The sequence below is a fragment of the Streptomyces pseudoechinosporeus genome, from assembly GCF_054783935.1.
The window spans coordinates 799,581-823,766 of record NZ_BAAGPS010000009.1 but is presented as its reverse complement, the minus strand read 5'-3'; the positions used below and the strand labels follow the sequence as shown (position 1 = coordinate 823,766).

Genomic DNA, 24,186 nt, shown 5'->3' with positions numbered 1-24,186 from the left:
AGTGGCTGAACCGCCCCGGCTCGAATGGAGACTCGATTTCATGAAAGGATCGAGTCGTGGCACGGCCTTCCCGTTACCCGCTTGGGCTCCGCCGTCGTGCGGTGCGCATGGTCGCCGAGGTGCGCGACGACTGTCCGACCGAGACGGCCGCCTTGCAGGCGGTGGCGGAGAAGCTCGACATCGGCTCCCACGAGACGCTGCGGAACTGGGTGAAGCAGCACGAGATCGACGCGGGGACGCGTCCGGGGACGACGACGGAGGAGTCCGCGCAGCTCAAGGCGTTGAAGAAGGAGAACGCCGAGCTGAAGCGGGCCAATGAGATCCTGAAGGCCGCGGCGAGTTTCTTCGCGGCCGAGCTCGACCGGCCACACACTCGCTCGTAGCGTTCATCGACGAGCACCGGGACCGCTTCGGCGGCGTCGAGCCGATCTGCAGAACGCTCACCGGGCACGACTGCAAGATCGCCCCTTCCACGTACTGCGCCCACAAGAAACGCCTCGAAACTCCCTCTGCCCGTTCCGTGCGCGATGAGGAACTCAGAGAGCTGATCCAGGAGGTCTACACGTCCAACTACCGTGTCTACGGGGCCCGGAAGATCTGGCGCGAGCTGAACCGGCAGGGGTATGCCGTGGCCCGTTGCACCGTCGAGCGCCTCATGCGCGAGATCGGCATCACCGGCGCCGTCCGCGGCAGGAAGGTGATCACGACGATCACCGATCCGGCCGCCGAGCGAGCCCCGGATCTCCTCGACCGTGACTTCGTCGCCGGTGCCCCGAACCGCTGTTGGGGTGCCGACTTCACGCATGTCGCCGCCTGGAGCGGGGTCGTCTACGTCGCCTTCGTCGTGGACACCTTCTCCCGGCGCATCGTCGGCTGGTCCGCCTCCACCTCCAAGGAGACCCAACTCGTCCTGGATGCACTGGAGATGGCCCTGCGGCAGTGTGACCGTGAGGACCGCCCGCACACTCCCGGGCAGCTGATCCATCACTCCGATGCCGACAGCCAGTACACATCGTTCAGGCTCGCCGAACACCTCGACGCGGACGGCATCGCCGCGAGTGTCGGATCAGTCGGAGATGCGTACGACAACGCCCTGATGGAATCGGCGATCGGCCTGTACAAAACCGAGTTGATCAAACCGCAGCGGCCCTGGAAGTCGCTCTCCCAGGTCGAGTTGGCCACCGCCTCGGGGCACCCCCGGCCGAAGGCTGGAGGAGGCTCGACTGGTACAACCACCGCAGGCTCCACGGTGAGACAGGCCACGTTCCGCCCGTCGAGTACGAGGCCAATCACTACATGGAATCCACGAAATTCCAGGTCACAACCATAATCTGAGATCTCCACCGAACCCGGGGCGGTTCACTCACCCCGTCCCCTGCCGGGCGGAGGGTCGCTCCATGGCGTTGTCCAGGTGAGTGATGACGGCCGGCACGTCATCACTCTCGGTGCTCCGGATCAGCTGCAGGGCCGGCCGGACCAGGCCGCCCGGTCGGGCTATCAACCGTGCGAGCACGGCAGCCCGGATGTCGAGCCGTTCGATGGTGGCCTCGCGCTCCTCTTCGTTCTGGCCGGCGAGCAGGACGGCGTTGTACCACGCCTCCTCGCGGGACTGACGGACACTGAAGTCGAGGATCCGCTCGTCGGTGCGGGCTCCGACCTGATCCAGCAGCGACAGGAGGGGCGACAGGGCGCCGACCGAGTCCTGCACCGCCAGCGCCACCCGGGCAAGGATGTCGTTGATCAGCAGAAAGTCGCGCCGCAACGCGTGGATGGCCTCGCCCGGGCTGGTCCGCGCGGCGGCGACGGCCAGGTCGAGGTTGATGTGCGCGTTCACGCCGAGTATCAGGTGCTGGACGATGACGGTGTCGGCGTCGTCGAGCAGCCCGAACGCCTTCCGCCAGCAACGCGGCCCGCTCTGGTCACGACGCCAGGCGTCGTACGCGTCGAAGTAGCGGTTGCCGAAGTGCGTGTCGAAACGGTCCATCCGGGCGCCGTCGTCGAACAGCCCACCGTGAATGGCCGTGCGGACCTCCACGGTCACCTGTCGGTACAGCGCCGCGAAGTACCCGACCCGGTCACCGGCGCGGCCGGCCTCCCGCACGATCCCGGCAAGCCCGTCCACGACATCATCGATGTTCTCTGCCGCCATGCCCCACTCCCCTCTCGCGGTCCCCTCGTTCGGCCTGCACTCTGGCTGCTGTCCGCAGTGCCGATCACCGCCCCGTCCTACCACCGCACACCGGGGAGGGTCCCCGCGGCGTCCGGGTCAGAGTTGGTGGATGAGCTGGCGGCGTTCACGTTTGGGTGGCTCGCCTGCCGTCTCGCCGGCTCACGTGCGGACCCAGCGGTGGTAGGCGTCCAGGTCGACGTTGCTGCCGCAGATGATGGTGGCCACGTGGCGGCCGGCGAAGCGGTCACGGTCTTCCAGGACGGCCGCGACGCCGAGGGCCGCCGAGGGCTCGACGATTAGGCCCGCGCGCTCCAGGAGCAGCCGCATGCCCGTGACGATGGACGCCTCGTGGACCAGGACGGCGTCGTCGGCCACCGCCAGGAGGTCGTCCAGGACGGCGGGGATGGGGTACCGGCCGGCGACGCCGTCGGCGATGGTGTCCATCGAGTCGGTGGTGATGACCCGGCGCTGGTGCCAGGAGCGGGTCATCGCGGGTGCGCCGAGGGGCTGCACGCAGATCACCTCGACGTCCGGCGCAAGGGTCTTCAGGACGTAGCCCACGCCGGTGGCCATCGCGCCGCCGCCCAGGGCGATCAGGACAGCGTCGAAGGAGGACGCCCCGCTCGCCAGTTCCAGGCCGATGGTCGCCGCGCCCTCGCAGGTCGCGATGTCGAGGCTGTCCTCGACCAGCCGGACGCCGCGCCGCTCAGCGATACGCGCAGCCCGTTCGCGGGCCATCTCGAAGTCGCCGTCGACCAGCTCCAGCTCCGCACCCAGCGCGCGGATCCGAGCGAGCTTGGCAGCGGGCGCCCCGCGGGATGCCACGACCGTCACGTCCAGGCCACGGCGGCGGCCGGACCAGCCGAGTGCCTGGCCGAGGTTGCCGGCGCTGGCGCACACCGCGGCGGTGCGGCCCTGGCCGGTCAGCAGGCCGGCGACAAGTTCGGTGCCGCGGGCCTTGAAGCTGCGCACCGGGTTCGCCGTTTCCAGCTTGATGCTCACCGTGCAGCCGAGCTCGCGTCCCAACGCGTCGCACTGGTACAGCGGAGTATCCAGAAAGACCGGGTCGATATCCCGGCGGGCCGCGCGGATCCGGGCAAGATCGAGACGCGTCGTGAGCATGACCAGCAACGTACCGCACTGCGGCGTCGCCAACCGCCGACGACGGTCCTCGCGCTCGGCAGGAAAGCCGGGGCATCATGGGCCGATCGGTTCACCGGTCTTGTGTCAGGGCTCGAAGCAGGTGGCGGCCCGGATACTCGTCGTACGGCTGGACCGCGACGGTGATCACCGTGTGTTCGTCGAAGACCGGCTCGCCACTTGGGCGACGTCCGTACGGAAGATAGCTGTAGTCCACCCCGTCGTCCGCGTCGAAGCTCATCCAGGCAATGAGCTCCTGCTCGCCTTCCCTCAGGGGTAGGTTGGCGACTGCCCGGCCATAAATGGCGTCCTGGGCGAAGAGCCACACCTGCGGGACGACGAAGGCGAAGCGGACGGCGTGAATCTGCTGTGCCTTGTCCGCGGCGCGGTATTCGAATGCTTGGGCGGTCGGATCGTCCCGCAGATAGTCGTAATCGGAGAGCACCAGGGTCCGGTCTCCTTGCAGCGCGACCATCGCCGGACAGTCCCGCTCGCCGATGGCCCGTTCCAGTCGGCCTGTGACGTCGCGGAGCAGGATCTCGGTGGCGTGGTTCATCCGGCGGCTCACTTCCCGGCCGGTCGGTCCCTGTCCCAGCGCCTGAAGGCATAGAAGACGTCCATGATTTCCACGGAGCTCTTGTCTCCGAGGTGGGCAAGGTACTGCAGGCTGCGGCTCACCTCCGTGCGCTGGCGCGATCCAGCACGCGTCGGCGCTTCGTCCACCACCGTTCCGTCGAGTTCATCCAGCCGTTCGGCAAGTTCCCGCACCGTCTCCCGTACCGCACTCATACCGCACTCAAGTCGATCTGCACAGGTGCAACCTCCAGGCTCTCCGGCAGTCTCCCGCATCCGAAACGCCCGAAGGTATCCGGCACAGCGGTCAGCTGCCGTGGCCCGGCATTTTCCTGGCCGCGACATAGTCCGACAGCTGCTGGACGAGGAGGTTAGCCGTCTGGACGGCTTCGCGCAGGATGGCCATGGCCACTCCGAGACCAGACGCCTCCGGGGTCCCCGAGCCGCTACCGGGTCAACCGCCTGTCCGGATGAGTTGCCGGGTTGTGGTGCTCCAACTCGACACTGCGGCCGACGGGAAGGGGCGCGCTTCCGGGACCCCTCCCCGCAACCGCGAGAGACAATCCGGACCCGTAACAACCGTCCTGGAGGGGGCGTCGATGCGGACAAAGTCCACGGTCGATCTCTTCGCGGCGATCCGACGCGATTCGCGGGTCGAGGGACCGTCGGGAGACCTGCAAGTAAGCCCGTGAGCGGTCCGGACAACTGGGAGGCTCAAATGATCTTCACCATCACCTGGAGCGGCTTGGGTTGGTTGACGTTCCCGATCCTCGTGATCGGGATGACCATCGGCGGCCTCACGGGCCCCGGCCCCAACTGGGGGCCACTGATCGGCGGATCCGCCGCGTGCCTGGTGCTCTGGTTTTGGGGACGCCACCTCAACCGGTACGGCCGCGAACACACCATGTTTGCCGTTCCGATGCACTGGTGGGGCGCGTCCCTTCTGGCCTTCGGCTGGGCGACGGCCGTATTCGTTGTGCTGTACCCCGACTAACAGCAGGCAACGGCCGGTAGATCACGGTGGGCGCTCAACGTCTGAACGACCGGCTTCATACGCTCACGCGGTCGCCCGATGCGGCCCCTTCAGAGGCAGCTCCGCCAGCATCACGGCGTACGACGGGCGGTGAGTTCGACCATGCCCGGGGAGACGTCGACGCCCAGCACCGAGTGCCCTGCCTCGATGAGCGCGGCCTCCGTGGGCCGCCCGGTGCCGCTTCCCACGTCCAGCGTCCGCGCGGCGGGCGGCAGCCACTCGATCAGCCACTCCAGCACGGACAGGTGCGCGGGGCATGGGCGAACGGCTTCTGGTAGTCGGGGCCCAGCGCGTCGAACAGCACGGCGGCGAGCGGCCGTTGGCCCTCACGCCTCACGTCGGTGTCCCTTCCGTCCGCCGACCTGCCTCGTCCCACCCGCCGGAGGCGTGCCGCAACGGCCGCCCGGTGCGCGTCCCGGCGGGCAGGCCGGGGAGAATGAGGGCTGTACCCAACGGTCGACCCTTGCGGAGGAGCGGGAAAATGCAGAACGCGCGAGCGGGGCAGGTCGCCGGGCCCGAGGACCTCATCGATGTGGCCCGCCTGGTCACGGCGTACTACGCGCTGCACCCCGACCCCGCCGAGCCCGGGCAACGGGTGGCGTTCGGCACCTCGGGACACCGCGGCTCGTCCCTCGTGGCGGCGTTCAACGAGGACCACATCGCGGCCACCAGCCAGGCCATCTGCGAGTACCGCGCCGCCCAGGGCACCGACGGCCCCCTCTTCCTCGGCGCCGACACCCACGCCCTGTCCGAGCCCGCCCGGATCACGGCACTGGAGGTGTTCGCCGCCAACGACGTGACCGTCCTCATCGACCAGGCCGACGGCTACACGCCCACCCCGGCCGTCTCGCACGCCATCCTCACCCACAACCGGAACCGCACGTCCAGCCTCGCCGACGGCGTGGTGGTCACCCCCTCACACAACCCGCCCGCCGACGGCGGCTTCAAGTACAACCCGCCGAGCGGCGGCCCCGCCGGTTCCGAGGCGACCTCCTGGATCCAGGACCGCGCCAACGAGATCATCACCGGCGGCCTGAAGGACGTACGGCGCATCCCCTATACCCGCGCCCTGGCCGCACCCGGCACCGGCCGCCACGACTTCCTCGGCGCCTATGTGGCCGACCTGCCGAACGTGCTGAACCTGGAAGCGATCCGGGCCGCCGGCGTGCGCATAGGCGCCGATCCGCTGGGCGGCGCCTCGGTCGCCTACTGGGGCCGGATCGCCGAACAGCACGGGCTCGATCTGACGGTGGTCAATCCGCTGACCGACCCCACCTGGCGCTTCATGACGCTCGACTGGGACGGCAAGATCCGCATGGACTGCTCCTCGCCGTACGCCATGGCCTCGCTCATCGAGCAGCGTGACCGCTTCGACATCGCCACCGGCAACGACGCCGACGCCGACCGGCACGGCATCGTCACCCCGGACGCGGGCCTGATGAACCCCAACCACTATCTCGCCGTGGCGATTTCGTACCTGTTCTCCCACCGCGAGCAGTGGCCCGCGGGCGCCGGGATCGGCAAGACCCTGGTGTCGTCCAGCATGATCGACCGGGTCGCGGCGGACGTCGGCCGGCCGCTGGTCGAAGTCCCGGTCGGATTCAAGTGGTTCGTGGACGGCCTGTCCGACGGAACACTCGGCTTCGGCGGCGAGGAGTCGGCGGGCGCGTCCTTCCTGCGCCGCGACGGCTCGGTGTGGACCACCGACAAGGACGGCATCACCCTGGCCCTGCTCGCCTCCGAGATCGCGGCCGTCACCGACAAGACGCCCTCGGAGCACTACGCGCAGCTCACCGACCGCTTCGGCGCCCCCGCCTACGCGCGCGTCGACGCCCCGGCCTCCCGCGAGGAGAAGGCACTGCTCGCCAAGTTGTCCCCGCGCCAGGTCACCGCCGACACCCTCGCCGGCGAGCCGGTCACCACGGTGCTCACCGAGGCCCCCGGCAACGGCGCCGCCCTCGGCGGGATCAAGGTCGCCACCGCCAACGCCTGGTTCGCGGCCCGCCCTTCGGGCACCGAGGACGTCTACAAGATCTACGCGGAGTCCTTCCTCGGCCCGGACCATCTGCGCCGAGTCCAGGAGGAGGCCAGGTCCGTGGTGCTCTCGGCGCTGGGCGCCTGACGCGGACGAGACCGTGGTGACGGCGCTGGCCAGCCCAAGGTCGTCGGGCCCGGCGGCGACATCCTCGCCCGCACCTGGGCCAAGGCCGGCCTCGCGGTCGCCGAGATCGACGTCGCCGAGGAGACCGACCGCGCCCGCCGCATCCTGCGCCACCTCGACGAACGGCGCCCCACCGCGTACCGGGAGACCCCGTCGTGAAGATCGCCTTGCTGAGTTACTCCACCAAGCCGCGTGGCGGCGTCGTCCACACCCTCGCCCTCGCCGAGGCGCTCGCCGCAACCGGACAGGACGTCACGGTGTGGACGCTGGGTCGCGGCGGCGACGCGGGCTTCTTCCGCCAGGTCGACCCCGCCGTACGACTGCGGATCGTCCCCTTCTCGGACGGCCCGGACGGTGAGACGGTCGGCGAGCGGATCCTGCGCTCCATCGCCGTCCTGGGCGAAGCCTTCGAGCCCTTTGTGGCGGTGTACGACGTCGTCCACGCCCAGGACTGCATCAGCGCCAACGCTGTGGGCGGCCGCTGCATCCGTACGGTCCACCACATCGACCACTTCACCACCCCGAACTGGCCGCCTGCCACGAGCGCGCCATCATCGAGCCGTACGCCCACATCTGCGTGTCGGCAGCCGTCGCCACGGAGCTCGCCGACGGCTGGGGCATCAAGGCGGCAGTCATCCCCAACGGAGTGGCATACGGCCGTTTCGCCACCACCGATCCGGCTGCCCGCGCGAACTGGCGTGCACGTCTGGGCCGTTACGTCCTCACCGTCGGCGGCATCGAACCCCGCAAGGGCTCCCTGGACCTGCTGGAGGCGTACGCCCTCCTGCGCTCCGCACACCCGGACGTACGGCTGGTGGTCGCGGGCGGCGAGACCCTCTTCGACTACCGCGACTACCGCGCCCGCTGGGAGACCCGGGCGATCGAACTCGCCGTCGAGCCGGTGGTACTTGGGCCAGGTCGCCGAGGACGACCTGCCGTCACTGGTCGCCGCCGCCGATGGCTTCGCCTTCCCCTCGGTCAAGGAAGGCTTCGGCCTGGCCGCGATGGAGGCCCTCGCCGCGGGCGTCCCGCTCGTCGTACGGGACCTTCCCGTCCTGCGCGAGGTCTTCGGCCCCGCGGCGCGCTTCGCCACCACACCCGACGAGTTGGCCATCCAACTCGGCCACGCCCTCACGGCCGACGACCCCGACCGGCGAACCGCCGGACGCTTCCTCGCCGCCCGCCACACCTGGGACACCGCAGCCCACGACCACCTCGACTTCTACCGCTCTGCGACCTCGCCGGAGACCCGCCGCCTCCAGACGTCGTAGGTGTAGAAGCCTCGGCCGCTCTCACGGCCGAGGTAACAGAGGTGCTGACCAACGACCGATTTCAAAGGCACTTCGGTCACGCCCACCCTCCTCGCAATCGAGAATCGTGGGCCCAAGGTTCAGTTGAACCTGCCGACTTGGCCGTGCCGGGGTTCTCGTGTTAGGCGGATGGGCTGCTCTGCTACTCAGCGCTGAGCGGATCACGCTCCGGCCCGTGCACGACCCCCAGAACCCAACGAACCAGTGTGCTGACCGGGAACACGGTGACGCGCACCCCGAAGTCGAGCAAGATCTCCTTACGTGCCTGAACGTCCATGGCCCCATACCAACGGTCCGCGACGGTCTCACCGGTTGGCCGTTGGACCATGCCTGGAGGCCGCTGTGGCTCAAGCTCCAAGTCGGCCAACTCCTGCCCATGGCCGTGTACTGCTTGCGAAACCACTCCGCGTCGTCCGGAGAGTCGTACAGACCCGCCTGTCGATCCGCGCGGAGTCTCTCGCGGCTTGCCTGAAGTTCGGCGATGCGCTCCGGTACCCCGTTGCCCGGGTCATAGACCGTCTCAACGATCATGCCGTCCCCGAATGTTTCCAGGAACCACGCCTCCACCACCGCGTCCAAGAGCCCGTGTTCAGGCAGTCGACGACATTGCGGCCCAGCCGGTCGACGGCAGCCGCGACCAGTCCGTCGTAGGGGCCGCGCTCGTCGCGGAGCCACGGCCCGAGTTTGGGCCGCGTCAGGGGATCGGTAGCTCCCGAGACCTCCCAGTCATCGGCCCAGCCGATGATGTGGCCGCCGACCGCTTCCGCAGCGGTGAGGACGTCGTCACGCTGGCGCTCAGGGGACGACGTGGCCGCCTTCATGCGCGACAGCCGGCGTACTCCCAGCAGGCATTTTCCACATCCGTCGTAGGGTCGCTCGATCTCGTCCCATCTGATGGTGGGCATCGTCTTCTCCTGTTCCGCACGCAGCGTAAGGAGATTTGACGGCCATCCCCAGGACGATCTTGCTCACCCCAGGAAGCTCAACCGCACATGACGGTTGGTATTAGAGATGTTGGTGTCGACCAGGCACACCGACTGCCAGGTCCCCAACTCCAGACGGCCCCTCAGGACCGGCAGCGTGGCGTGCGGAGGCACGAGCGCGGGGAGTACGTGGTCGCGGCCGTGGCCGGGGCTGCCGTGGCGGTGCTGCCAGCGGTCGTCGGCGGGGAGCAGGGTGTGGAGGGCGGCGAGGAGGTCGTCGTCGCTGCCGGCTCCGGTCTCGATGATCGCGACTCCGGCGGTGGCGTGCGGCACGAAAATGTTCAGCAGGCCGTCGCGGTCGCCTGCCGCCTCCCCGAGGAAGGCCTCGCACTCATGGGTGAGGTCGACGATCCTCTCCGAGGAGCCGGTGGCGACGTTCAGTACGCGGGTGGTGAAGGCATCGGACATGGGTCAATCCTGGCGCATCGGCCGGGTTCCGCGCCCGGGTCGGTCGCCTGACAGGTGATACGCGCCGTCCATTGCGCGAGACGCCGCTGACCGTGCACGGTCCATCTGGCTACTTCCGGCGGCATGTTGCGTTCAGCCCTGCTCACCACGCGCGGTCACATCGACCTGCTGCGGGTGGCCTCCGCCGCCTGTCGCCGCCCGGGAAGGCGTGCCGCTGTTTGTCGCGAGCGGGCGCTGACGGGAAGATCCGGACTCCCGGCCGAGTTAGTAGAAGCGTGAACGAAATCGGGGTACAAGACGCGGCACGAGAAGTCGACGTGGTCGTCATCGGCGCTGGGCAGGCCGGACTGTCCAGCGCCTACCACCTGCGGCGCACCGGCTTCGAGCCGGAGCGGGACTTCGTGGTGCTGGACCACGCGCCGCAGCCGGGCGGCGCATGGCAGTTCCGGTGGCCCTCGCTCACGTACGGCAAGGTGCACGGGATGCATTCGCTGCCCGGCATGGAACTGACGGACGCGGACCCGGCCCGCCCGTCCTCCGAGGTCATCGCGGAGTACTTCGACAATTACGAGCGCGCCTTCGACCTGCGCGTACGGCGGCCCGTCGACGTACGGACCGTGCGTGAGGGCGACCGGGGGCGCCTGCTCGTGGAGGCCTCGGCGGGGACCTGGTCGACGCGGGCGCTGGTCAATGCGACGGGCACCTGGGACCGGCCGTTCTGGCCCCGCTATCCGGGCCAGGAGACCTTCCGGGGGCGGCAGTTGCACACGGCTCAGTACCCCGGTCCCGAGGAGTTCGCCGGGCAGCGGGTCGTCGTCGTGGGCGGCGGCACCTCCGGCACGCAGCATCTGATGGAGATCGCGCCGTACGCGGCCGAGACCACGTGGGTGACGCGGCGACCGCCGGTCTTCCACGAGGGGCCCTTCGACGAGGGCACGGGGCGGGCCGCGGTCGCACTCGTCGAGGAACGGGTCCGGCAGGGACTTCCGCCCCAGAGCGTCGTGTCGGTGACGGGGCTGCCGCTCAACGACACGATCCGGCGGGCGATCGATGACGGCGTCCTGGACCGGCTGCCGATGTTCGACCGGATCACTCCGGACGGCGTGGAATGGGACGACGGGCGTCGCGTGGACGCCGACGTCATCCTGTGGGCGACCGGTTTCCGCGCGGCGATCGACCATCTGGCACCCCTGCGGCTGCGGGAGCCGGGCGGCGGCATCCGGGTCGAGGGGACGCGTGCGGTCGCCGATCCGCGCGTCCATCTGGTGGGGTACGGGCCGTCGGCCAGCACGATCGGCGCCAACCGTGCCGGGCGCTCAGCGGTACGGGACATCCGCCGGCTGCTGGCGGAAGTGCCGGTCGCCGCGTGAGGTCCGCTGGGCCACGGCTCAGCGGGACGCGGACGCGCTCTGGCGGTGGCGGTTGAACTCCGCGAGGTTCTTCTTGTGTTGCTCGTAGTCGGCTGTGAAGCGGGTGTCGCCCGGCTTGACGGTGACGAAGTACAGCCAGTCGCCCTGCGTCGGACTGACCGCGGCACGCATCGCGGCCTCACCGGGGTTGGCGATCGGCGTGGGCGGCAGGCCCATCCGCTGGTACGTGTTGTACGGGCTGTTGAGTTTCGTGTCGCTCTCGCTGGTGCGGAGTGTGGTGCGGTTCAGCGCGTAGTTGATCGTTGAGTCCATCTGGAGCGGCATACCGCGGGCGAGGCGGTTGTAGATGACGCGCGCCACCTTGCCCATGTCCGCCTTGGTGGCCGCCTCGGCCTGGACCATGCTCGCGACGGTGACCGTCTGATAGACGTTCATCGCGTTCTGCTCGGCCCCGGCCGTGACCGTGCCGCCGCTGAACTTCTTGTTCGCCGTATTGACCATGTACGAGAGCAGGGACGCCGGAGTCGACTTCTCGTCGATCGGATACGTGGCCGGAAAGAGGTAGCCCTCGGGATTGCCGTTCGCGTCCTCGGGGAGCCCCAGACGGGCCGTGTCCAGGGATTTCTTGGTGGTGCCCGCGGGCAGGGCGAGGGCCTTGTCGACGGCCTTGTACACCTGGCCGGCGCGCCAGCCCTCCGGGATTACCAGGGGCCCCGGCCCCTCGGCCTCGTCAGTGCTCAGCAGCGGCACCGCCACGGCGGTGGCCGCCACGAAGGCGCCGGTCGCGATGAGGGCGATCCGGCCCCGGCGCGTCAGTCGAATCGTTCTCCGTGGCGGAGTGTGGGTCTGCATGCGGGCACGCTAACCCGCGCAAGAGGGCAAACCCGGCATATCTTCATCTTGTTGGCTCCAGTTGGGCGTCCCGGCGGACCAGAGCGGCGTAACGGCCCTCGCGCTCCAACAGCTCCTCGTGCGTGCCACGTTCGACCGGGCGCCCGGAGTCCAGGACCACGATCTGGTCGGCGCCCCGAATGGTGGACAGCCGGTGGGCGATGGTGAGCGTGGTCCGGTTGGCCGAGAGGGCGTCGATGGCCTCTTGCACGGCGCGCTCGGTGCGGGTGTCCAGGGCGCTGGTCGCCTCGTCGAGGATCAGTACAGGCGGGTCGCGCAGGATGGTGCGGGCGATGGCGAGGCGCTGCTTCTCGCCGCCGGAGAAGCGATGTCCGCGTTCGCCCACCATCGTGTCGTACCCGTCTGGCAGGGACGCGATGTGGTCGTGGATCTGGGCGGCCTGCGCGGCGGCGTGCAGCTCCTCGTCGGTGGCGTCCGGCTTGGCGAAGCGCAGATTGTCGGCGACGGAGGCATGGAAGAGGTACGTCTCCTGGGAGACGACGCCGACCGCGCGCGCGAGCGTATCGAAGTCCAGGTCCCGTACGTCGACCCCGTCGAGCATGACGCGGCCACCGGTCACGTCGTACAGCCGTGGCACGAGATAACTGAGCGTGGACTTGCCGGCACCGGTGGCGCCGACGACGGCGAGGCTGCCGCCCGCGGGGACGGTGATGTCGATGCCGTCCAGTATCGGTGCGCTCTTGTCGTCGTAGCGGAACTCGACGTCCTCGAAGCGGACTTCGCCCTTGACCTGGTCGATGTGCACCGGGCGCTCGGGCTCGGTGATGTCGATGGGCAGGTCGAGGTACTCGAAGATGCGCTGGAACAGGGCGAGCGAGGCCTGGATCTGCACACCGGTGGACAGCAGGCTGACGGTCGGCCGGAACAGGCCCTGCTGGAGCGAGACGAAGGCGACGAGCGTGCCGATGGAGACGGCGGGTCCGCCGAACTGAAGCGCCAGGCCCGCGGTCCAGTAGATGACGGCGGGCATCGCGGCCATGACGATCGAGATGACGGCCATGCGCCAGCGCCCCGCCATGTTCGACCGCACCTCGAGGTCGACGAGACCCTCGGACTCGTCCGCGAAGGACCGGGTGAGCGAGTCGGTGCGGCCCATCGTGCGGCCGAGCAGGATGCCGCCGACGGAGAGCGATTCGGTGACCGTGGCGGCCATCACGGCCATCTGCTTCTGCCGCTGGGTGGTGATCTTCTTGCGTTCGTTGCCGACCCTGCGGCTGATCCATACGAACAGGGGCAGCAGAAGCAGCGAGACGACGGTCAGCCGCCAGTCCAGGGCGACCATCGCGACGATCGTGGCGACGACGCTGGTGAGGTTGGAGACCAGTGAAGTGGCTGTCGAGGTGACCGTGGCCTGCATGCCGCCGATGTCGTTCGCGATACGCGACTGGACCTCGCCCGTGCGCGTTCTGGTGAAGAAGGCGAGCGACATGCGCTGCAGCCGGTCGTAGACGGCCGTACGCAGGTCGTGCATGACGCGCTGCCCGACCGTCGTGGAGATGAGGGTCTGCAGCACGCCGAAGACGCTGGTGAGTACGGCGCTGAGGATCATCCCGAGCGCGAGCAGGCTCAGCAGGCCGGTGCGGCCCTGCGGGATCGCGGTGTCGAGGACCTCCTTCAGCATGAAGGGCGTGGCGACCGAGACCAGCGATGCGGCGCCGACGAGCAGACCGACGACGGCGAGCCGGCCGCGGTAGGGATGGAAGAGCTTCAGGATGCGGCGCACCTGCCGCGGTTGTCCGGGCTCGACAGGTGGCGGTGTCCAGGTGATTTCGTCGCGGGGCATGGGCTCCTACGGTGTGTGCGAGGACGATATCTGAGGGAGCGTAGCTCATTGTTACCTATACTCACAATGAACAACGTCCTGATATTGTTCCCGCTATGAACACCCCCGACGCCGACGGCGTGCTCGCCGAGCAGCTGCTGCGGTTGACCCGTCGTGTGCACCGCATCCAGAAGCGTCATCTGGAGCAGCGCGGGCTCGGTATCACTCCGGCCCAGTCACGACTGTTGCGTACCCTCGCGCCCTACAGTTCGCCGCCGCGTATGACCGATCTGGCCGAGCGCCTGGAAGTGGTTCCCCGGGCCGTGACGACGCTGGTCGACGGTCTGGAGGCGAGCGGCAAGGTGCGTCGTGTACCCGACCCGACCAATCGCCGGGTGATACGGATCGAGCTCACGGACGGCGGGCGCCGGGCACTGCGCGAGCTGCGCGGCGCGCGCCGGGCCGCGGCGGAGGACATCCTGGCCCCCCTGACGGACGAGCAGCGCAAGGTGCTCGGAGGGCTGCTGGACACGCTGGTCGACGGGATGGGCGCGTTGGAGGACTGACAGAACGGGGCCCGGCGTGCGGTACGCCGGCCCCCGTCTTTCAACTCGCTTCGCCTGCGGGCTACTTGGCTGGCGTCTTGACCTCGGCGCCTTCCGAAGCCGTGCCTTCGGAAGCGGTGTCCTCGGAAGCGGGCGCCTCCGTCTTCGACGTGTCCTCGTCGGCCTCCTCTTCCTCCACGAACGCGATCTCACCGTCGAGCATCTTCTTGGCCCGCTCCGTGTCGAGCGCCCCCTCCCACTTCGACACCGCGAACACGGCGACGCAGTTGCCGAGCAGGTTGGTGACGACGCGCATCGAGTCCATGATGCGGTCGACGCCGAGCAGCAGGGCCACAGCCCCGGCGGGGATGGCACCGAGCGAGGAGGCGGTCGCCGACAGGGCGAGGAAGGCCGAACCGGGAATGCCGGCCATGCCCTTGCTGGTCAGCATGAGGACCAGGACCACGGTGATCTGCTGGCTCAGGCTGAGGTCCACCCCGACGGCCTGTGCGATGAACAGCGTGCCGATGGAGAGGTAGATGGAGGCGCCGTCGAGGTTGAACGAATAGCCGGTGGGCAGCACCAGGCCCACGGCGTCGTCGCGGGCGCCCGCCTGGCGCAGCTTCTGCATCATGCGCGGCAGGACGGACTCGCTGGAGGCGGTGCCGAGCGCGAGCAGCATCTCCTCGCGTGTGTAGCGCACGAACTTCCACAGGCTGAGCCCGGTGACCAGCTTCAGCGCGACGGCGAGCAGCACGAGGAAGATCGCGGCGACGGCGTAGCAGAGGATGATGAGCTTGCCGTACGTCTTCATCACCCCGAGGCCGTACTCCCCCACCAGGTGGACCATCGCGCCGAACACGGCGAGCGGCGCCAGCTTCATCACGAAGCCGACGATCGCGAAGATGACCTCCTGGGCCTGCTCGATGGCCGGCAGGATATTGGGAACCTTGGTGTGGCCGAGGTGCAGCAGCGCGGCACCCACCAGGCAGGCCAGCACCAGCACTTGAAGCAGCGAGTTCTCGGCGAAGGCGCCGATCGCGCTCTGCGGCAGCGCCTCCAGGATGAACTCGGTGGTCGACGGCAGTGAACCGCCCGCGGTCTTGTCGTCGACCGCCGAGGTGTCGAGCTGCGACGGGTCGACGTTCATGCCGGAGCCGGGGCTGACCACGTTGGCGGCGACCAAGCCGATGATCAACGCGGCCGTAGAGGCGACCTCGAACCAGATCAGGGCCTTGAGCCCGATCCGCCCGAAGGCCTTGAGGTTGCCGGCTTTGGCGATGCCGACGACGACCACGCAGAACACGAGTGGCGAGATCACCGTTTTGATGAGCCGGATGAAACCGTCGCCGAGCGGCTGGAAGGTTGTGGCCGTGTCCGGCCACAACCTTCCGACGACGATTCCGAGCACAAGGGCGACGGCGACCTGCGCGAACAATGAGGTACGCAGTATGCGTGCGACGCGTCGCGTAGGGGACGGTACAGACGGCGGCACGGGGCACTCCTCCGAACGGGACTTCTGGGATGCGGAAAAGTGCTTCCGCGTCGATCACTATCGGGGGAGTTTGCTACCGCTGACAACGCCCGTGTCACGTCCATGTAAATGATGGAGGGTGTGACACGTCACACAGGCTCTGTTCTCAGCAGCCGTCTCGATCCTCGGTGAGCGTCCCCTGCACGGTGATCAGGCTCCGGTCATAGCAACCGTCCGAGCCGTACATCCGGTAGCGCTCGCTCGTCGTGCCGACCGCATGCCGCTGGTCGCGCGGCACATTCGCCGTATACGTCGCGTCGCCCGCATAGCTGTCGTCGAGCCGGGACCAGGCGGTGCGGCGGCCTCCCCGCGTCTCCAGGATCACGGCCCGGTCCCCCAGCGACATGACGGTCCGCAGCCGGTCCCCGGCGCCGAGCGTCGTGGTGCCGTCCATCGTGTACGTGCGATGCGTACGGGTCGACTTGGCAGGTCCGCGCCCGTCGACGGTGATCGTCTCGTCGTCGGTCCAGGTCGCTTTCAGGGCGTCGCTGTTCTCGCCATCGGTCCACCGGTGCACGGATTTGTTGGCCAGCTTGCGGCTGACGGTGGTCGTCACGCGGCCGTGCGAGGTGTCGACGTAACCGGACACGGTCAGCCGGTGACCGGCCTCGGTGTCCAGCCGGTGCTCCGAACCGGGCACGTATGTCGAGGAGTTGGCGAGGTCGCCCGCCTTGTGCCCGGTCAGCTTTCCGGTCACCTGCCTGCTCTTGGCATCCTGCTGGACGAGGACGTTCACCGGGGCGCTCCAGCCGGGCTGCCCCTCCGGAACACCGACCATCGAGACCTCGATCCGGTGCGGACGGCCGTCGTTGAGCAGCCCCGCGAAGGGTGTCAGGTCGTACTCGATGGGCTTGATGTCGAAGGCGCGGGGCCCCGGAATCACGTACCAGAGGAAGGGATTGGACCAGCCGCCGGTCCACACGGTCGGGAACGGCGTGGCGATGCCCGCCAGTTGGCCGTCGACCTTGATCTGCACCTCGCGGTAGGGGCCGTCGCCCGCCTTGCAGGAGTACGGAGCGGCATCGGGCACCGTCAGATACCAGTACTCCTCGCAGCCGCCGCCGGATCCCGTGGCGTACACCTCGGCGACGATGCGTTCGCTGTTGCGGGGCGTGGTGAGGGTGCCGTCCCGGAGGGTGAGGACGCGGTCGGGGGTGGTGGCCGCGGGCCTGCCCTCGTAGAAGGTCAGCGTCACCTTGACGTCGATGATGCCCGTGTACGTGTCGTCGACGACGTTCCCGATGAGCATCTCGACGTCCTGGCTCTGCCGGAACGTGTCGCTGTAACGCGTGACGTCCTTCTCCACCGACCACTCGATGCCGTCCGGCGAGGGCTGCGGGGTGGAGGTGCGGAAGACCTCGACTCCGCCGATGTGCAGATAGCCGAGCCGGTCGAACTGCCGTCCCTTGACCGCACCGTCGAGCCGCAGCACGACCTTGCTCCATCGGTCACCGCAGCCGCGCGGGGGTGTGTACGTGCCCTTGTACGGCGTGAAGTCGCGGAACTGAGCTTCGGCAACCGTGATGTCGCAGGACTTCGCGTCGTCGGGTGTGGTGACGGGCGGGGCGGCGGTCAGGGGGTCGTGCCAGTCGGTGCCGAACTCGGCGGGCGGGGTGGCGGAATCGGCGGCGGGGGCGTGGGATGGGGCAGCCGGTGCGGGGGCCGCGCCGAGGAGGGTGCTCGCCACGAGGGTCACCCCGGCGAGCATGGACATGATGATCCGTCTTCTCATGGCCGGTGTTCTACGGGGAGTTGGCGCTGCCCGCAATGAGCCCTCGGGCCAACGTTCGTCAGGCCTTGAGGTTCGCCTTGTCGCCCATCACCACGACCGGGTGCTTGGCCGGGTCGAGGGTGCGCAGGAGATACTCCATGCCCGACTTGGACAGGCTCACACAGGCCGACGTACCGCTGCCGTGATCCATGTGCAGCCAGATGCTGCCGCCCTTGGACTGGCCCTGGGGGCGGGTCGGGTCGTTGGGCGAGGTGCCCTTGACGCGGTTGTAGTCGATGGCGATGACGTAGTCGAAGTCGTGCCAATGCGACTTGGCCCAGTAGCGCGGGGCCTGGAAGCCCGCGGACCGCGTGTACGGGAGCTTGGCACCCGGGTCGGGGAGGACACCGCCCGCGTCGCTGAGCGTGAACACGCCGACAGGACTGCGGTTGTCGCCCTCGCGGTGGTCGGTGGTCCAGCCCTTCTTGCCGTTGTGCCCCTGCCAGCTGCGCGTCTGGTCCCAGGTGGAACCGGACTTGGTGTAGAGGACGATCCTGGAGTCCGCCGAGTTCTCGCCCTCGCCGTAGACCGCCACGACCTGGCGAGAGTTGGCCGGAATCTGCTTCCGCAGCCTGTCCCCGACATCGGGGATGCGCTTGAGGTCGACGGTGCGCGCCTGGGCCTGCCGCGGCCGGTCGCTCGACTGCGCATCGCTCTCGCCACCGCTTCCGCCGTCCGAACCGCCGCAGGCCGTCAGGGACATGAGCAGAGCACCACAGACCGCGGCCGCAACTGTCGTACGCATCGCACCGCCCATTCGCATGCGATCCATCGTCGCACCGTGTTCCGGACGATTGCGCCCGGCACCGGGGTATCCCGGCCATATGCGGGCGGTCCGGGCCGAATCTTTGCCAGGCGTCGGAAAATCGTTTGCCTTCGGACACTCTGTGACGCGAACCTTTCACGGTTTGTTGCCTCCCCCACCCCGTTCTACGAGCCCCTGGGACGTCATGCAGATTCAAGACCTTCCGTATCCCGACCCGGGTGTGCCGGACGCGCGCTCGGGGCCTCGATTCCTGGTGTGGCTCGGCCGGAATCAACTGGGCGGACAACTGAAGTCCCTGGCCTGGGGACTGCTGCACTTCCTCTCCGTGTCCGGGCTGCCTTTCTGTGTCGGCTTCGCCGTGCAGGCCGTCGTGGACCGCTCCGGCTCACGGCTGGCCCTTGCGGGTGGCCTGATCACGCTGTGCGGGCTCGGTATCGCGGTGGGCGACACCATGCTGCACCGGACCGCGATCACCAACTGGATCACCGCGGCGGCCCGCGTCCAGCAGCTACTGGCCCGCAGGACCGCCCAGTTGGGCTCCGCGCTGACGCGGCGTGTGGCGGCCGGTGAAGTGGTCGCCGTGTCCACGGGCGACGTGGAGAAGATCGGCTGGTTCGTGGAGGCCGTGTCGCGGTTCACCGCGGCCGCCGTGACCATCGTCCTCGTCTGCGTCGCCCTGGTCGTGTACGAGCCCGCGCTCGGGATCGTCGTCGCCGTGGGCGTGCCCGTCCTGGCGCTGGCGGTGCTGCCGTTGCTACCGCGCGCCACCAGGCGTGCCGACTTCCAGCGGGAGAAGGCGGGGCGCGCCACCGAGCTGGCCTCGGACACGGTCGCGGGTCTGCGCGTGCTGCGCGGCATCGGTGGCGAGGAATTGTTCCTGGACCGGTACCGCAGGGCCTCGCAGGAGGTACGCCACGCCGCGGTCCGAAGCGCCAGGATGTGGTCGCTGATCGCCGCGGTCCAGGTGCTGCTGCCCGGTCTGCTGCTGATCGCGGTCGTCTGGCACGGCGTGAACCTGGCCCGCGAGGGCCGGATCACCGTCGGCGAGATGGTCACCGTGTACAGCGCCGTCATGATCATGTCGTATCCCCTGCACCACTTCGTGGAGATCGCGATGGCGTACTCCTTCTCCCGGCCGTCCGCGAAACGTGCGGCCCGGGTACTGGCGCTGGAGCGGGCGATGGACAGCAACGGCTCGCGCGAGGCGGTCGCGCCGACCGGGGATCTGTACGACCCCGCGACAGGTGTGCTCGCTCCGGCCGGCCGGCTCACCGCCGTGGTGTGCGGTGACCCGGACGCGTCCGGTGTGCTGGCCGAGCGGCTCGGCGGGCACGCCGCGGCCTCCTCGGAACAGCCGTCCGCGTTCCTCGGCGGCGTACCGCTGGACGAGCTGCCGCTCGACTCCGCCCGCACGGCTGTCCTCGTCCAGGACAAGGACCCGGTGCTGCTGTCCGGAAGCCTTCGCGAACTGCTCGACGTGCCCGCCTCGGGCGACGTCAGTGCCGAGGACGCGCTGACCGCCGCGCAGTGCGGTGACGTCCTGGACGCGCTCGCCCAGGGATCGCTGGACGCCGAGAACCCGATGGACGCCCGGATCACCGAACGCGGTCGCTCTCTGTCGGGCGGCCAGCGCCAACGCCTCGCGCTGGCGCGGTCCCTGGTCACGGACCCGGAGGTGCTCGTCCTGGACGAGCCGACGTCCGCAGTCGACTCGCACACCGAGGCACGGATCGCCGACGGCATCCGGTCCCTGCGACAGGGGCGTACGACGGTGGTCTTCACCTCGTCCCCGCTGCTCCTGGACCACGCGGACCGGGTCGTGCTCGTCCATGAGGGCGAGGTCGCCGCGGTCGGCGTGCACCGCGAACTGGTGCACAGCGAACCCCGGTACCGGGCCGTGGTGACCCGTGAGACCGACGACGAGTCCGCCGCACGCGACATGGACCACCTGGAAGCACTCGAAGAGATCGAGGAGACCGCATGATCGGCGTGGCGCCACCGGCCTACGACCCGGCGGCCCCGACGACGGCGAACACCCTGCCCGTCGGCGCCCCCGCGACCGTACGCGCCTACGTGGCCGAACTGTTCCAACGGCACCGCCGGGCCTTCCTGCTGCTCATCACCGTCAACACGGTCGCCGTCGTCGCCTCGATGGTGGGCCCCTATCTGCTGGGCTCGCTCATCGAGCGCGTCTCCGACAGCGCCACAGCAGCGCGCGAACTCCATCTGGAACGCACCATCGCGATCTTCGTCCTCGCGCTGGTCGTCCAGGCCGTTTTCGTACGTCAGGTGCGGCTGCGTGGCGCCATGCTCGGCGAGCGCATGCTGGCCGACCTGCGCGAGGACTTCCTCGTCCGGTCGGTGGGGCTGCCGCCGGGTGTCCTGGAGCGGGCCGGCACGGGCGATCTGCTGTCCCGGATCACGACGGACATCGACCGGCTCGCCAATGCCATGCGTGAGGCCGTGCCCCAACTGGCCATCGGTGTGGTGTGGGTGGTGCTGCTGCTCGGCGGGCTCGCCGTGACCGCGCCGCCGCTCGCGCCCGCCGTGCTGATCGCCGTCCCGCTCCTGGTGGCAGGCTGCCGCTGGTACTTCAAGCGCGCGCCGTCGGCCTACCGCTCCGAGGCCGCCGGTTACGCCGCCGTGGCCGCCGTCCTCGCCGAGACGGTGGATGCCGGGCGCACCGTCGAGGCCCACCGTCTGGGGCAGCGCCGCATCGACCTGTCGGACCAGCGGGTCGAGGAGTGGACCGCCTGGGAGCGGTACACCCTGTGGCTGCGTACGGTGCTCTTCCCGGTCATCAACATCACGCATGTCACGGTCCTCGGTTCGGTCCTGATGATCGGCGGTTTCTTCGTGCTCCAGGGCTGGATCGGGGTCGGCCAGCTGACGACGGGCGCGCTCATCGCGCAGATGCTCGTCGACCCGGTGGGCCTGATCCTGCGCTGGTACGACGAGCTGCAGGTGGCCCATGTCTCGCTGGCCCGGCTGGTCGGCGTCCGCGACATCGAGCCGGACGCCGGTGACGGGTCGCTGGACCCGGACGGGCGCGAGGTGCGCGCCGACCGCGTGCACTTCGGCTACCGGGAAGGCGTCGACGTCCTGCGCAAGGTCTCGCTGGAGGTCGCGCCGGGCACCCGGCTGGCGCTGGTCGGCCCGTCCGGTGCGGGCAAGTCCACGCTGGGCAGGCTGCTCGCCGGGATCTACGCGCCCCGCGTCGGCCACATCACCCTGGGCGGCGCCGAACTGTCCGGGATGTCCGCCGAGCGCGTCCGCTCCCATGTGGCGCTGGTCAACCAGGAACACCACGTGTTCGTGGGGTCCCTGCGCGACAACCTGCTCCTCGCCCGTACGGACGCCGATGACGCCGAACTGTGGGCGGCCCTCGGCGCTGTCGACGCCGGGGGCTGGGCACGGGCGCTGGACGACGGTCTGGACACCGAGGTCGGCTCGGGCGGCCTTGGCCTCACCCCGGCCCAGGCCCAGCAGATCGCGCTGGCCAGGCTGGTGCTCGCCGATCCGCACACGCTGGTCCTGGACGAGGCCACCTCGCTCCTCGACCCACGTGCCGCCCGCCACCTGGAACGCTCCCTGGCCCGCGTCCTCGACGGCCGCACCGTGGTCGCCATCGCCCACCGGCTGCACACAGCCCACGACGCCGACGTCATCGCCGTCGTCGAGAACGGCCGCATCAGCGAACTCGGCAGCCACGACCAGTTGGTCACCGCCGACGGCGCGTACGCCGCGCTGTGGCGGTCCTGGCACGGGTGAGTCGGCGCGCCGGTGCCCGGTCCGCCCGCGTTCGGGCGGACCGGCGCCGCGGCCGTACCGGGGCCCGTGCCCTCGCGTGCGGGCGGGCTCGGCCGGTGGTCGGCTCCGTGGCGTTGCGGTGTGTCGACCAGGGGTGGAAGTCTGGATATCGGCACGGGCTCGGGGAGCGCACAGGCACCACCCGGTGCCGTGTGAGCGAGGCCTGAGCCCAGCGGCCCGCGCTGCTGCCGCCGAACGCGGTGGCAGCGGGCCGGCCCGCATCACCTGGAGGTACCCGTGGACAGCGCCGACGGATGGGGAGACGACGTCTACCAGCCCGACCAGTCCGAGGTGCAGGACGACGCGGGGCTGCTCGACACCGAGGACACCCTGGAATCCGATGGTGTGAACGATCCCCTGGACCGGGGCTGGTCCCCGCCGGAGCGGCCGTGGGCCGTGGAGCGCCGGGACGTGACCGCGGCCGAACGGCTTCGCGGCGAGACGCTGGACGAACGCCTCGCGGAGGAGCTGCCGGAGGTCGCGCCGTCCGACGGGGACGGCATCGGCGACAGCCTTGATTCCGACGGCGAGCCCCTGGACAACGAGGTGGGCACCATCCGCTCCGGACGTCTCGTGGCTCCGGACGAAGGTGCGCACGAGGACGAGGAGAGCAGACTGATCGCCACCGATGTGGGCATCGACGGCGCCGCTGCCTCGGCGGAGGAGGCCGCCATGCACATCGTCGACGAGGACACTCAATCCGGCTGATCCACCCGTCCCGGCCCCCTGCCCGCGCACCGCTTCCCCTCGCGAGGAGGACACATGCAGTAGGACAAGCACCCCGACTACCGCCCGGTCGTCTTCCGCGACCGTGCCGCTGGCTACGCCTTCCTCACCCGGTCCACCGCGACCAGCGACCAGACGATCGACTGGGACGACGGGCGGACGTACCCCGTCGTCGATGTGGAGATCTCCTCGGAGAGCCACCCCTTCCACACCGGCAAGGCACGCACCGTGGACACGGAGGGTCGGATCGCCCGCTTCGAGAAGCGGTACGGCAGCAGGGGCCCGGCCTCGAGCGGGGACGACTCGGCGTGAGTCGCTCAGATGACGTTGAGTGCCGCCGCGCAGCCCACTCCGCCGAGCAGCATGAATGCCGGCATCAGCACCTTCAGCTCGACCCAGCTGCCCGCCCGGAATCGCATCGCCTTGGGCGGCCCCACCGGGTACCAGCGCTTGCGGCCTATGGGTATCGGCCACAGGATCGGGCAGCCGGACACCGTCAGCGCGTCCCCGATGTCGTGCACCAACGCGCCGAGGACGACCGGCAGCCCCAGCCACAGGTACTCCTGGCCCGGCGCCGTGAACAGCCAGTCGGAGCCGTTGCCCGGCTCGTCCAGGACTCCCGCGAGGATCCAGGCGCTCGTCGCGGCGAGCAGCCAGACCAGGACGTCGGCGCTTGAGCCACGCGTCGCCCGCCACAGCAGACCCTCGATGGCGAGCACTATGTGCACAAAGAGGATGGCCAGGACCGCCCAGCGCTCCCCTGTGATCGCGATGACGGAGGTGCCCGCACCGATCAACGCCGCCCACAGCCAGGTGTGCGTCAGGGTGCGGTGCCCGCCCGAGCGACGCGGATCGCCCTGCTTCTTCGTCCCCTTGTAGACGGCGTACGAGAGCTTGTCGACGATCTCGCACAGGCCCCGTGAGAGGGGCCCGAAGGCCCGCGAGATGGTGGCCGCCTTGTGGTCGAGGTCCGGGGCGAGTGCGGCGCCGGCGCAGATCAGCGCGCCGACCAGGAGGACCGGCCAGGGCATCGTGTGCCCTGCGGCGGCCGCCGCGGCTCCGACGCCCAGCCAGGCCGCGGCCCCCGACAGTGAGTGTGCTGGTCCCATCATGGCCGCGGCTCGCCCCATTCCTCGTGTACTCGCGCCCAGTCGTCCAGGTGCGCTGATCCCTCGTCGGCGCCACAGCGTAGCGTTCGTGATCTTCTGTCCG

At 69.5% G+C, this 24,186-nt stretch carries 22 protein-coding genes and 2 pseudogenes; 11 read left to right on the top strand and 13 right to left on the bottom strand.

The features are described 5' to 3' along the window. Positions 1 to 107 precede the first annotated feature (107 nt). Positions 108 to 1,335 (top strand): annotated as a pseudogene (locus ACYVO6_RS15115) (IS3 family transposase). A gap of 28 nt (positions 1,336 to 1,363) precedes the next feature. Here the strand turns inward: ACYVO6_RS15115 and ACYVO6_RS15110 are convergent. From ACYVO6_RS15110 to ACYVO6_RS15095, 4 genes are all read right to left on the bottom strand, one after another. Beyond that, the gene (locus tag ACYVO6_RS15110; RefSeq protein WP_461061318.1) at positions 1,364 to 2,149 is read right to left on the bottom strand and encodes a DUF5995 family protein; all 786 of its coding nucleotides are present in this window, start codon (positions 2,147 to 2,149) and stop codon (positions 1,364 to 1,366) included. 180 nt (positions 2,150 to 2,329) lie between these two features. Further along, positions 2,330 to 3,292: a threonine ammonia-lyase gene (locus ACYVO6_RS15105; protein ID WP_461061316.1), complete on the bottom strand. Its 963-nt coding sequence runs from the start codon at positions 3,290 to 3,292 to the stop codon at positions 2,330 to 2,332. A 91-nt stretch (positions 3,293 to 3,383) separates the two neighbouring features. After that, positions 3,384 to 3,866, bottom strand: a complete 483-nt coding sequence (locus ACYVO6_RS15100) for a hypothetical protein (protein ID WP_461061314.1) — start codon at positions 3,864 to 3,866, stop codon at positions 3,384 to 3,386. Between the two features lie 8 nt (positions 3,867 to 3,874). Further along, positions 3,875 to 4,099, bottom strand: a complete 225-nt coding sequence (locus tag ACYVO6_RS15095) for a hypothetical protein (RefSeq protein WP_461061312.1) — start codon at positions 4,097 to 4,099, stop codon at positions 3,875 to 3,877. 502 nt (positions 4,100 to 4,601) lie between these two features. On the opposite strand from ACYVO6_RS15095, the gene ACYVO6_RS15090 reads away from it, so the two are divergent. Beyond that, complete coding sequence (locus tag ACYVO6_RS15090; RefSeq protein ID WP_461061310.1) at positions 4,602 to 4,877, top strand: hypothetical protein; 276 nt, start codon at positions 4,602 to 4,604, stop codon at positions 4,875 to 4,877. Between the two features lie 110 nt (positions 4,878 to 4,987). On the opposite strand, the gene ACYVO6_RS15085 is transcribed toward ACYVO6_RS15090, so the two are convergent. After that, positions 4,988 to 5,155 (bottom strand): class I SAM-dependent methyltransferase, encoded by a 168-nt coding sequence (locus tag ACYVO6_RS15085; RefSeq protein ID WP_461061309.1) that lies wholly within the window; start codon positions 5,153 to 5,155, stop codon positions 4,988 to 4,990. A gap of 242 nt (positions 5,156 to 5,397) precedes the next feature. Here ACYVO6_RS15085 and pgm point away from each other — a divergent pair, with 242 nt between their 5' ends. Further along, the gene (pgm, locus tag ACYVO6_RS15080) at positions 5,398 to 7,038 is read left to right on the top strand and encodes a phosphoglucomutase (alpha-D-glucose-1,6-bisphosphate-dependent) (RefSeq protein ID WP_461061307.1); all 1,641 of its coding nucleotides are present in this window, start codon (positions 5,398 to 5,400) and stop codon (positions 7,036 to 7,038) included. A gap of 194 nt (positions 7,039 to 7,232) precedes the next feature. Continuing rightward, complete coding sequence (locus tag ACYVO6_RS15075) at positions 7,233 to 8,348, top strand: glycosyltransferase (protein WP_461061305.1); 1,116 nt, start codon at positions 7,233 to 7,235, stop codon at positions 8,346 to 8,348. 566 nt (positions 8,349 to 8,914) lie between these two features. Here ACYVO6_RS15075 and ACYVO6_RS15070 read toward each other — a convergent pair. Together ACYVO6_RS15070 and ACYVO6_RS15065 are read right to left on the bottom strand one after the other, a co-directional pair. Continuing rightward, a complete protein-coding gene (locus ACYVO6_RS15070; RefSeq protein ID WP_461061303.1) occupies positions 8,915 to 9,292 on the bottom strand; it encodes a recombinase family protein in 378 nt (125 codons plus the stop codon). 63 nt (positions 9,293 to 9,355) lie between these two features. Further along, positions 9,356 to 9,778 carry a secondary thiamine-phosphate synthase enzyme YjbQ gene (locus tag ACYVO6_RS15065; protein WP_461061301.1) on the bottom strand — a complete coding sequence of 141 codons (423 nt, stop codon included), beginning with the start codon at positions 9,776 to 9,778 and terminating at the stop codon, positions 9,356 to 9,358. Positions 9,779 to 9,901: 123 nt separating this feature from the next. Between ACYVO6_RS15065 and ACYVO6_RS15060 the strand changes: the two genes are divergently transcribed. Beyond that, positions 9,902 to 10,057 (top strand): putative leader peptide, encoded by a 156-nt coding sequence (locus ACYVO6_RS15060; protein ID WP_461061299.1) that lies wholly within the window; start codon positions 9,902 to 9,904, stop codon positions 10,055 to 10,057. Beyond that, on the top strand, positions 10,054 to 11,148 hold the full coding sequence (locus ACYVO6_RS15055; RefSeq protein ID WP_461061297.1) for an NAD(P)-binding domain-containing protein: 1,095 nt from the start codon (positions 10,054 to 10,056) through the stop codon (positions 11,146 to 11,148). The genes ACYVO6_RS15060 and ACYVO6_RS15055 overlap by 4 nt, the downstream gene beginning before the upstream one ends. Positions 11,149 to 11,166: 18 nt before the next feature. On the opposite strand, the gene mltG is transcribed toward ACYVO6_RS15055, so the two are convergent. Next, entirely contained in the window at positions 11,167 to 12,000 is an 834-nt protein-coding gene (gene mltG, locus ACYVO6_RS15050; RefSeq protein ID WP_461061295.1) for an endolytic transglycosylase MltG, read from the bottom strand. Between the two features lie 43 nt (positions 12,001 to 12,043). Then, the gene (locus ACYVO6_RS15045; RefSeq protein WP_461061293.1) at positions 12,044 to 13,843 is read right to left on the bottom strand and encodes an ABC transporter ATP-binding protein; all 1,800 of its coding nucleotides are present in this window, start codon (positions 13,841 to 13,843) and stop codon (positions 12,044 to 12,046) included. Positions 13,844 to 13,938: 95 nt separating this feature from the next. Between ACYVO6_RS15045 and ACYVO6_RS15040 the strand changes: the two genes are divergently transcribed. Continuing rightward, complete coding sequence (locus ACYVO6_RS15040) at positions 13,939 to 14,388, top strand: MarR family winged helix-turn-helix transcriptional regulator (RefSeq protein ID WP_461061291.1); 450 nt, start codon at positions 13,939 to 13,941, stop codon at positions 14,386 to 14,388. A gap of 61 nt (positions 14,389 to 14,449) precedes the next feature. Here the strand turns inward: ACYVO6_RS15040 and ACYVO6_RS15035 are convergent, their stop codons facing one another. The 3 genes from ACYVO6_RS15035 to ACYVO6_RS15025 form a co-directional block, all read right to left on the bottom strand. Next, positions 14,450 to 15,862, bottom strand: coding sequence for a cation:dicarboxylate symporter family transporter (locus tag ACYVO6_RS15035; RefSeq protein ID WP_461061289.1), 1,413 nt, complete (start codon positions 15,860 to 15,862; stop codon positions 14,450 to 14,452). 145 nt (positions 15,863 to 16,007) lie between these two features. Next, positions 16,008 to 17,633, bottom strand: coding sequence for a peptide-N4-asparagine amidase (locus tag ACYVO6_RS15030; RefSeq protein ID WP_461061287.1), 1,626 nt, complete (start codon positions 17,631 to 17,633; stop codon positions 16,008 to 16,010). 58 nt (positions 17,634 to 17,691) lie between these two features. Further along, positions 17,692 to 18,435 carry a hypothetical protein gene (locus tag ACYVO6_RS15025; RefSeq protein WP_461061407.1) on the bottom strand — a complete coding sequence of 248 codons (744 nt, stop codon included), beginning with the start codon at positions 18,433 to 18,435 and terminating at the stop codon, positions 17,692 to 17,694. A gap of 187 nt (positions 18,436 to 18,622) precedes the next feature. Between ACYVO6_RS15025 and ACYVO6_RS15020 the strand changes: the two genes are divergently transcribed. From ACYVO6_RS15020 to ACYVO6_RS15005, 4 genes and pseudogenes are all read left to right on the top strand, one after another. Beyond that, entirely contained in the window at positions 18,623 to 20,422 is a 1,800-nt protein-coding gene (locus ACYVO6_RS15020) for an ABC transporter transmembrane domain-containing protein (RefSeq protein ID WP_461061285.1), read from the top strand. Continuing rightward, the gene (locus ACYVO6_RS15015; RefSeq protein ID WP_461061283.1) at positions 20,419 to 22,209 is read left to right on the top strand and encodes an ABC transporter ATP-binding protein; all 1,791 of its coding nucleotides are present in this window, start codon (positions 20,419 to 20,421) and stop codon (positions 22,207 to 22,209) included. The genes ACYVO6_RS15020 and ACYVO6_RS15015 overlap by 4 nt, the downstream gene beginning before the upstream one ends. A 276-nt stretch (positions 22,210 to 22,485) precedes the next feature. After that, positions 22,486 to 22,956, top strand: coding sequence for a DUF5709 domain-containing protein (locus ACYVO6_RS15010; protein WP_461061281.1), 471 nt, complete (start codon positions 22,486 to 22,488; stop codon positions 22,954 to 22,956). A 63-nt stretch (positions 22,957 to 23,019) separates the two neighbouring features. Continuing rightward, positions 23,020 to 23,286 (top strand): annotated as a pseudogene (locus ACYVO6_RS15005) (type B 50S ribosomal protein L31); the annotation flags it as partial. 5 nt (positions 23,287 to 23,291) lie between these two features. On the opposite strand, the gene ACYVO6_RS15000 reads toward ACYVO6_RS15005, so the two are convergent. Then, positions 23,292 to 24,086, bottom strand: coding sequence for a metal-dependent hydrolase (locus tag ACYVO6_RS15000; protein WP_461061279.1), 795 nt, complete (start codon positions 24,084 to 24,086; stop codon positions 23,292 to 23,294). Positions 24,087 to 24,186: the final 100 nt, after the last annotated feature.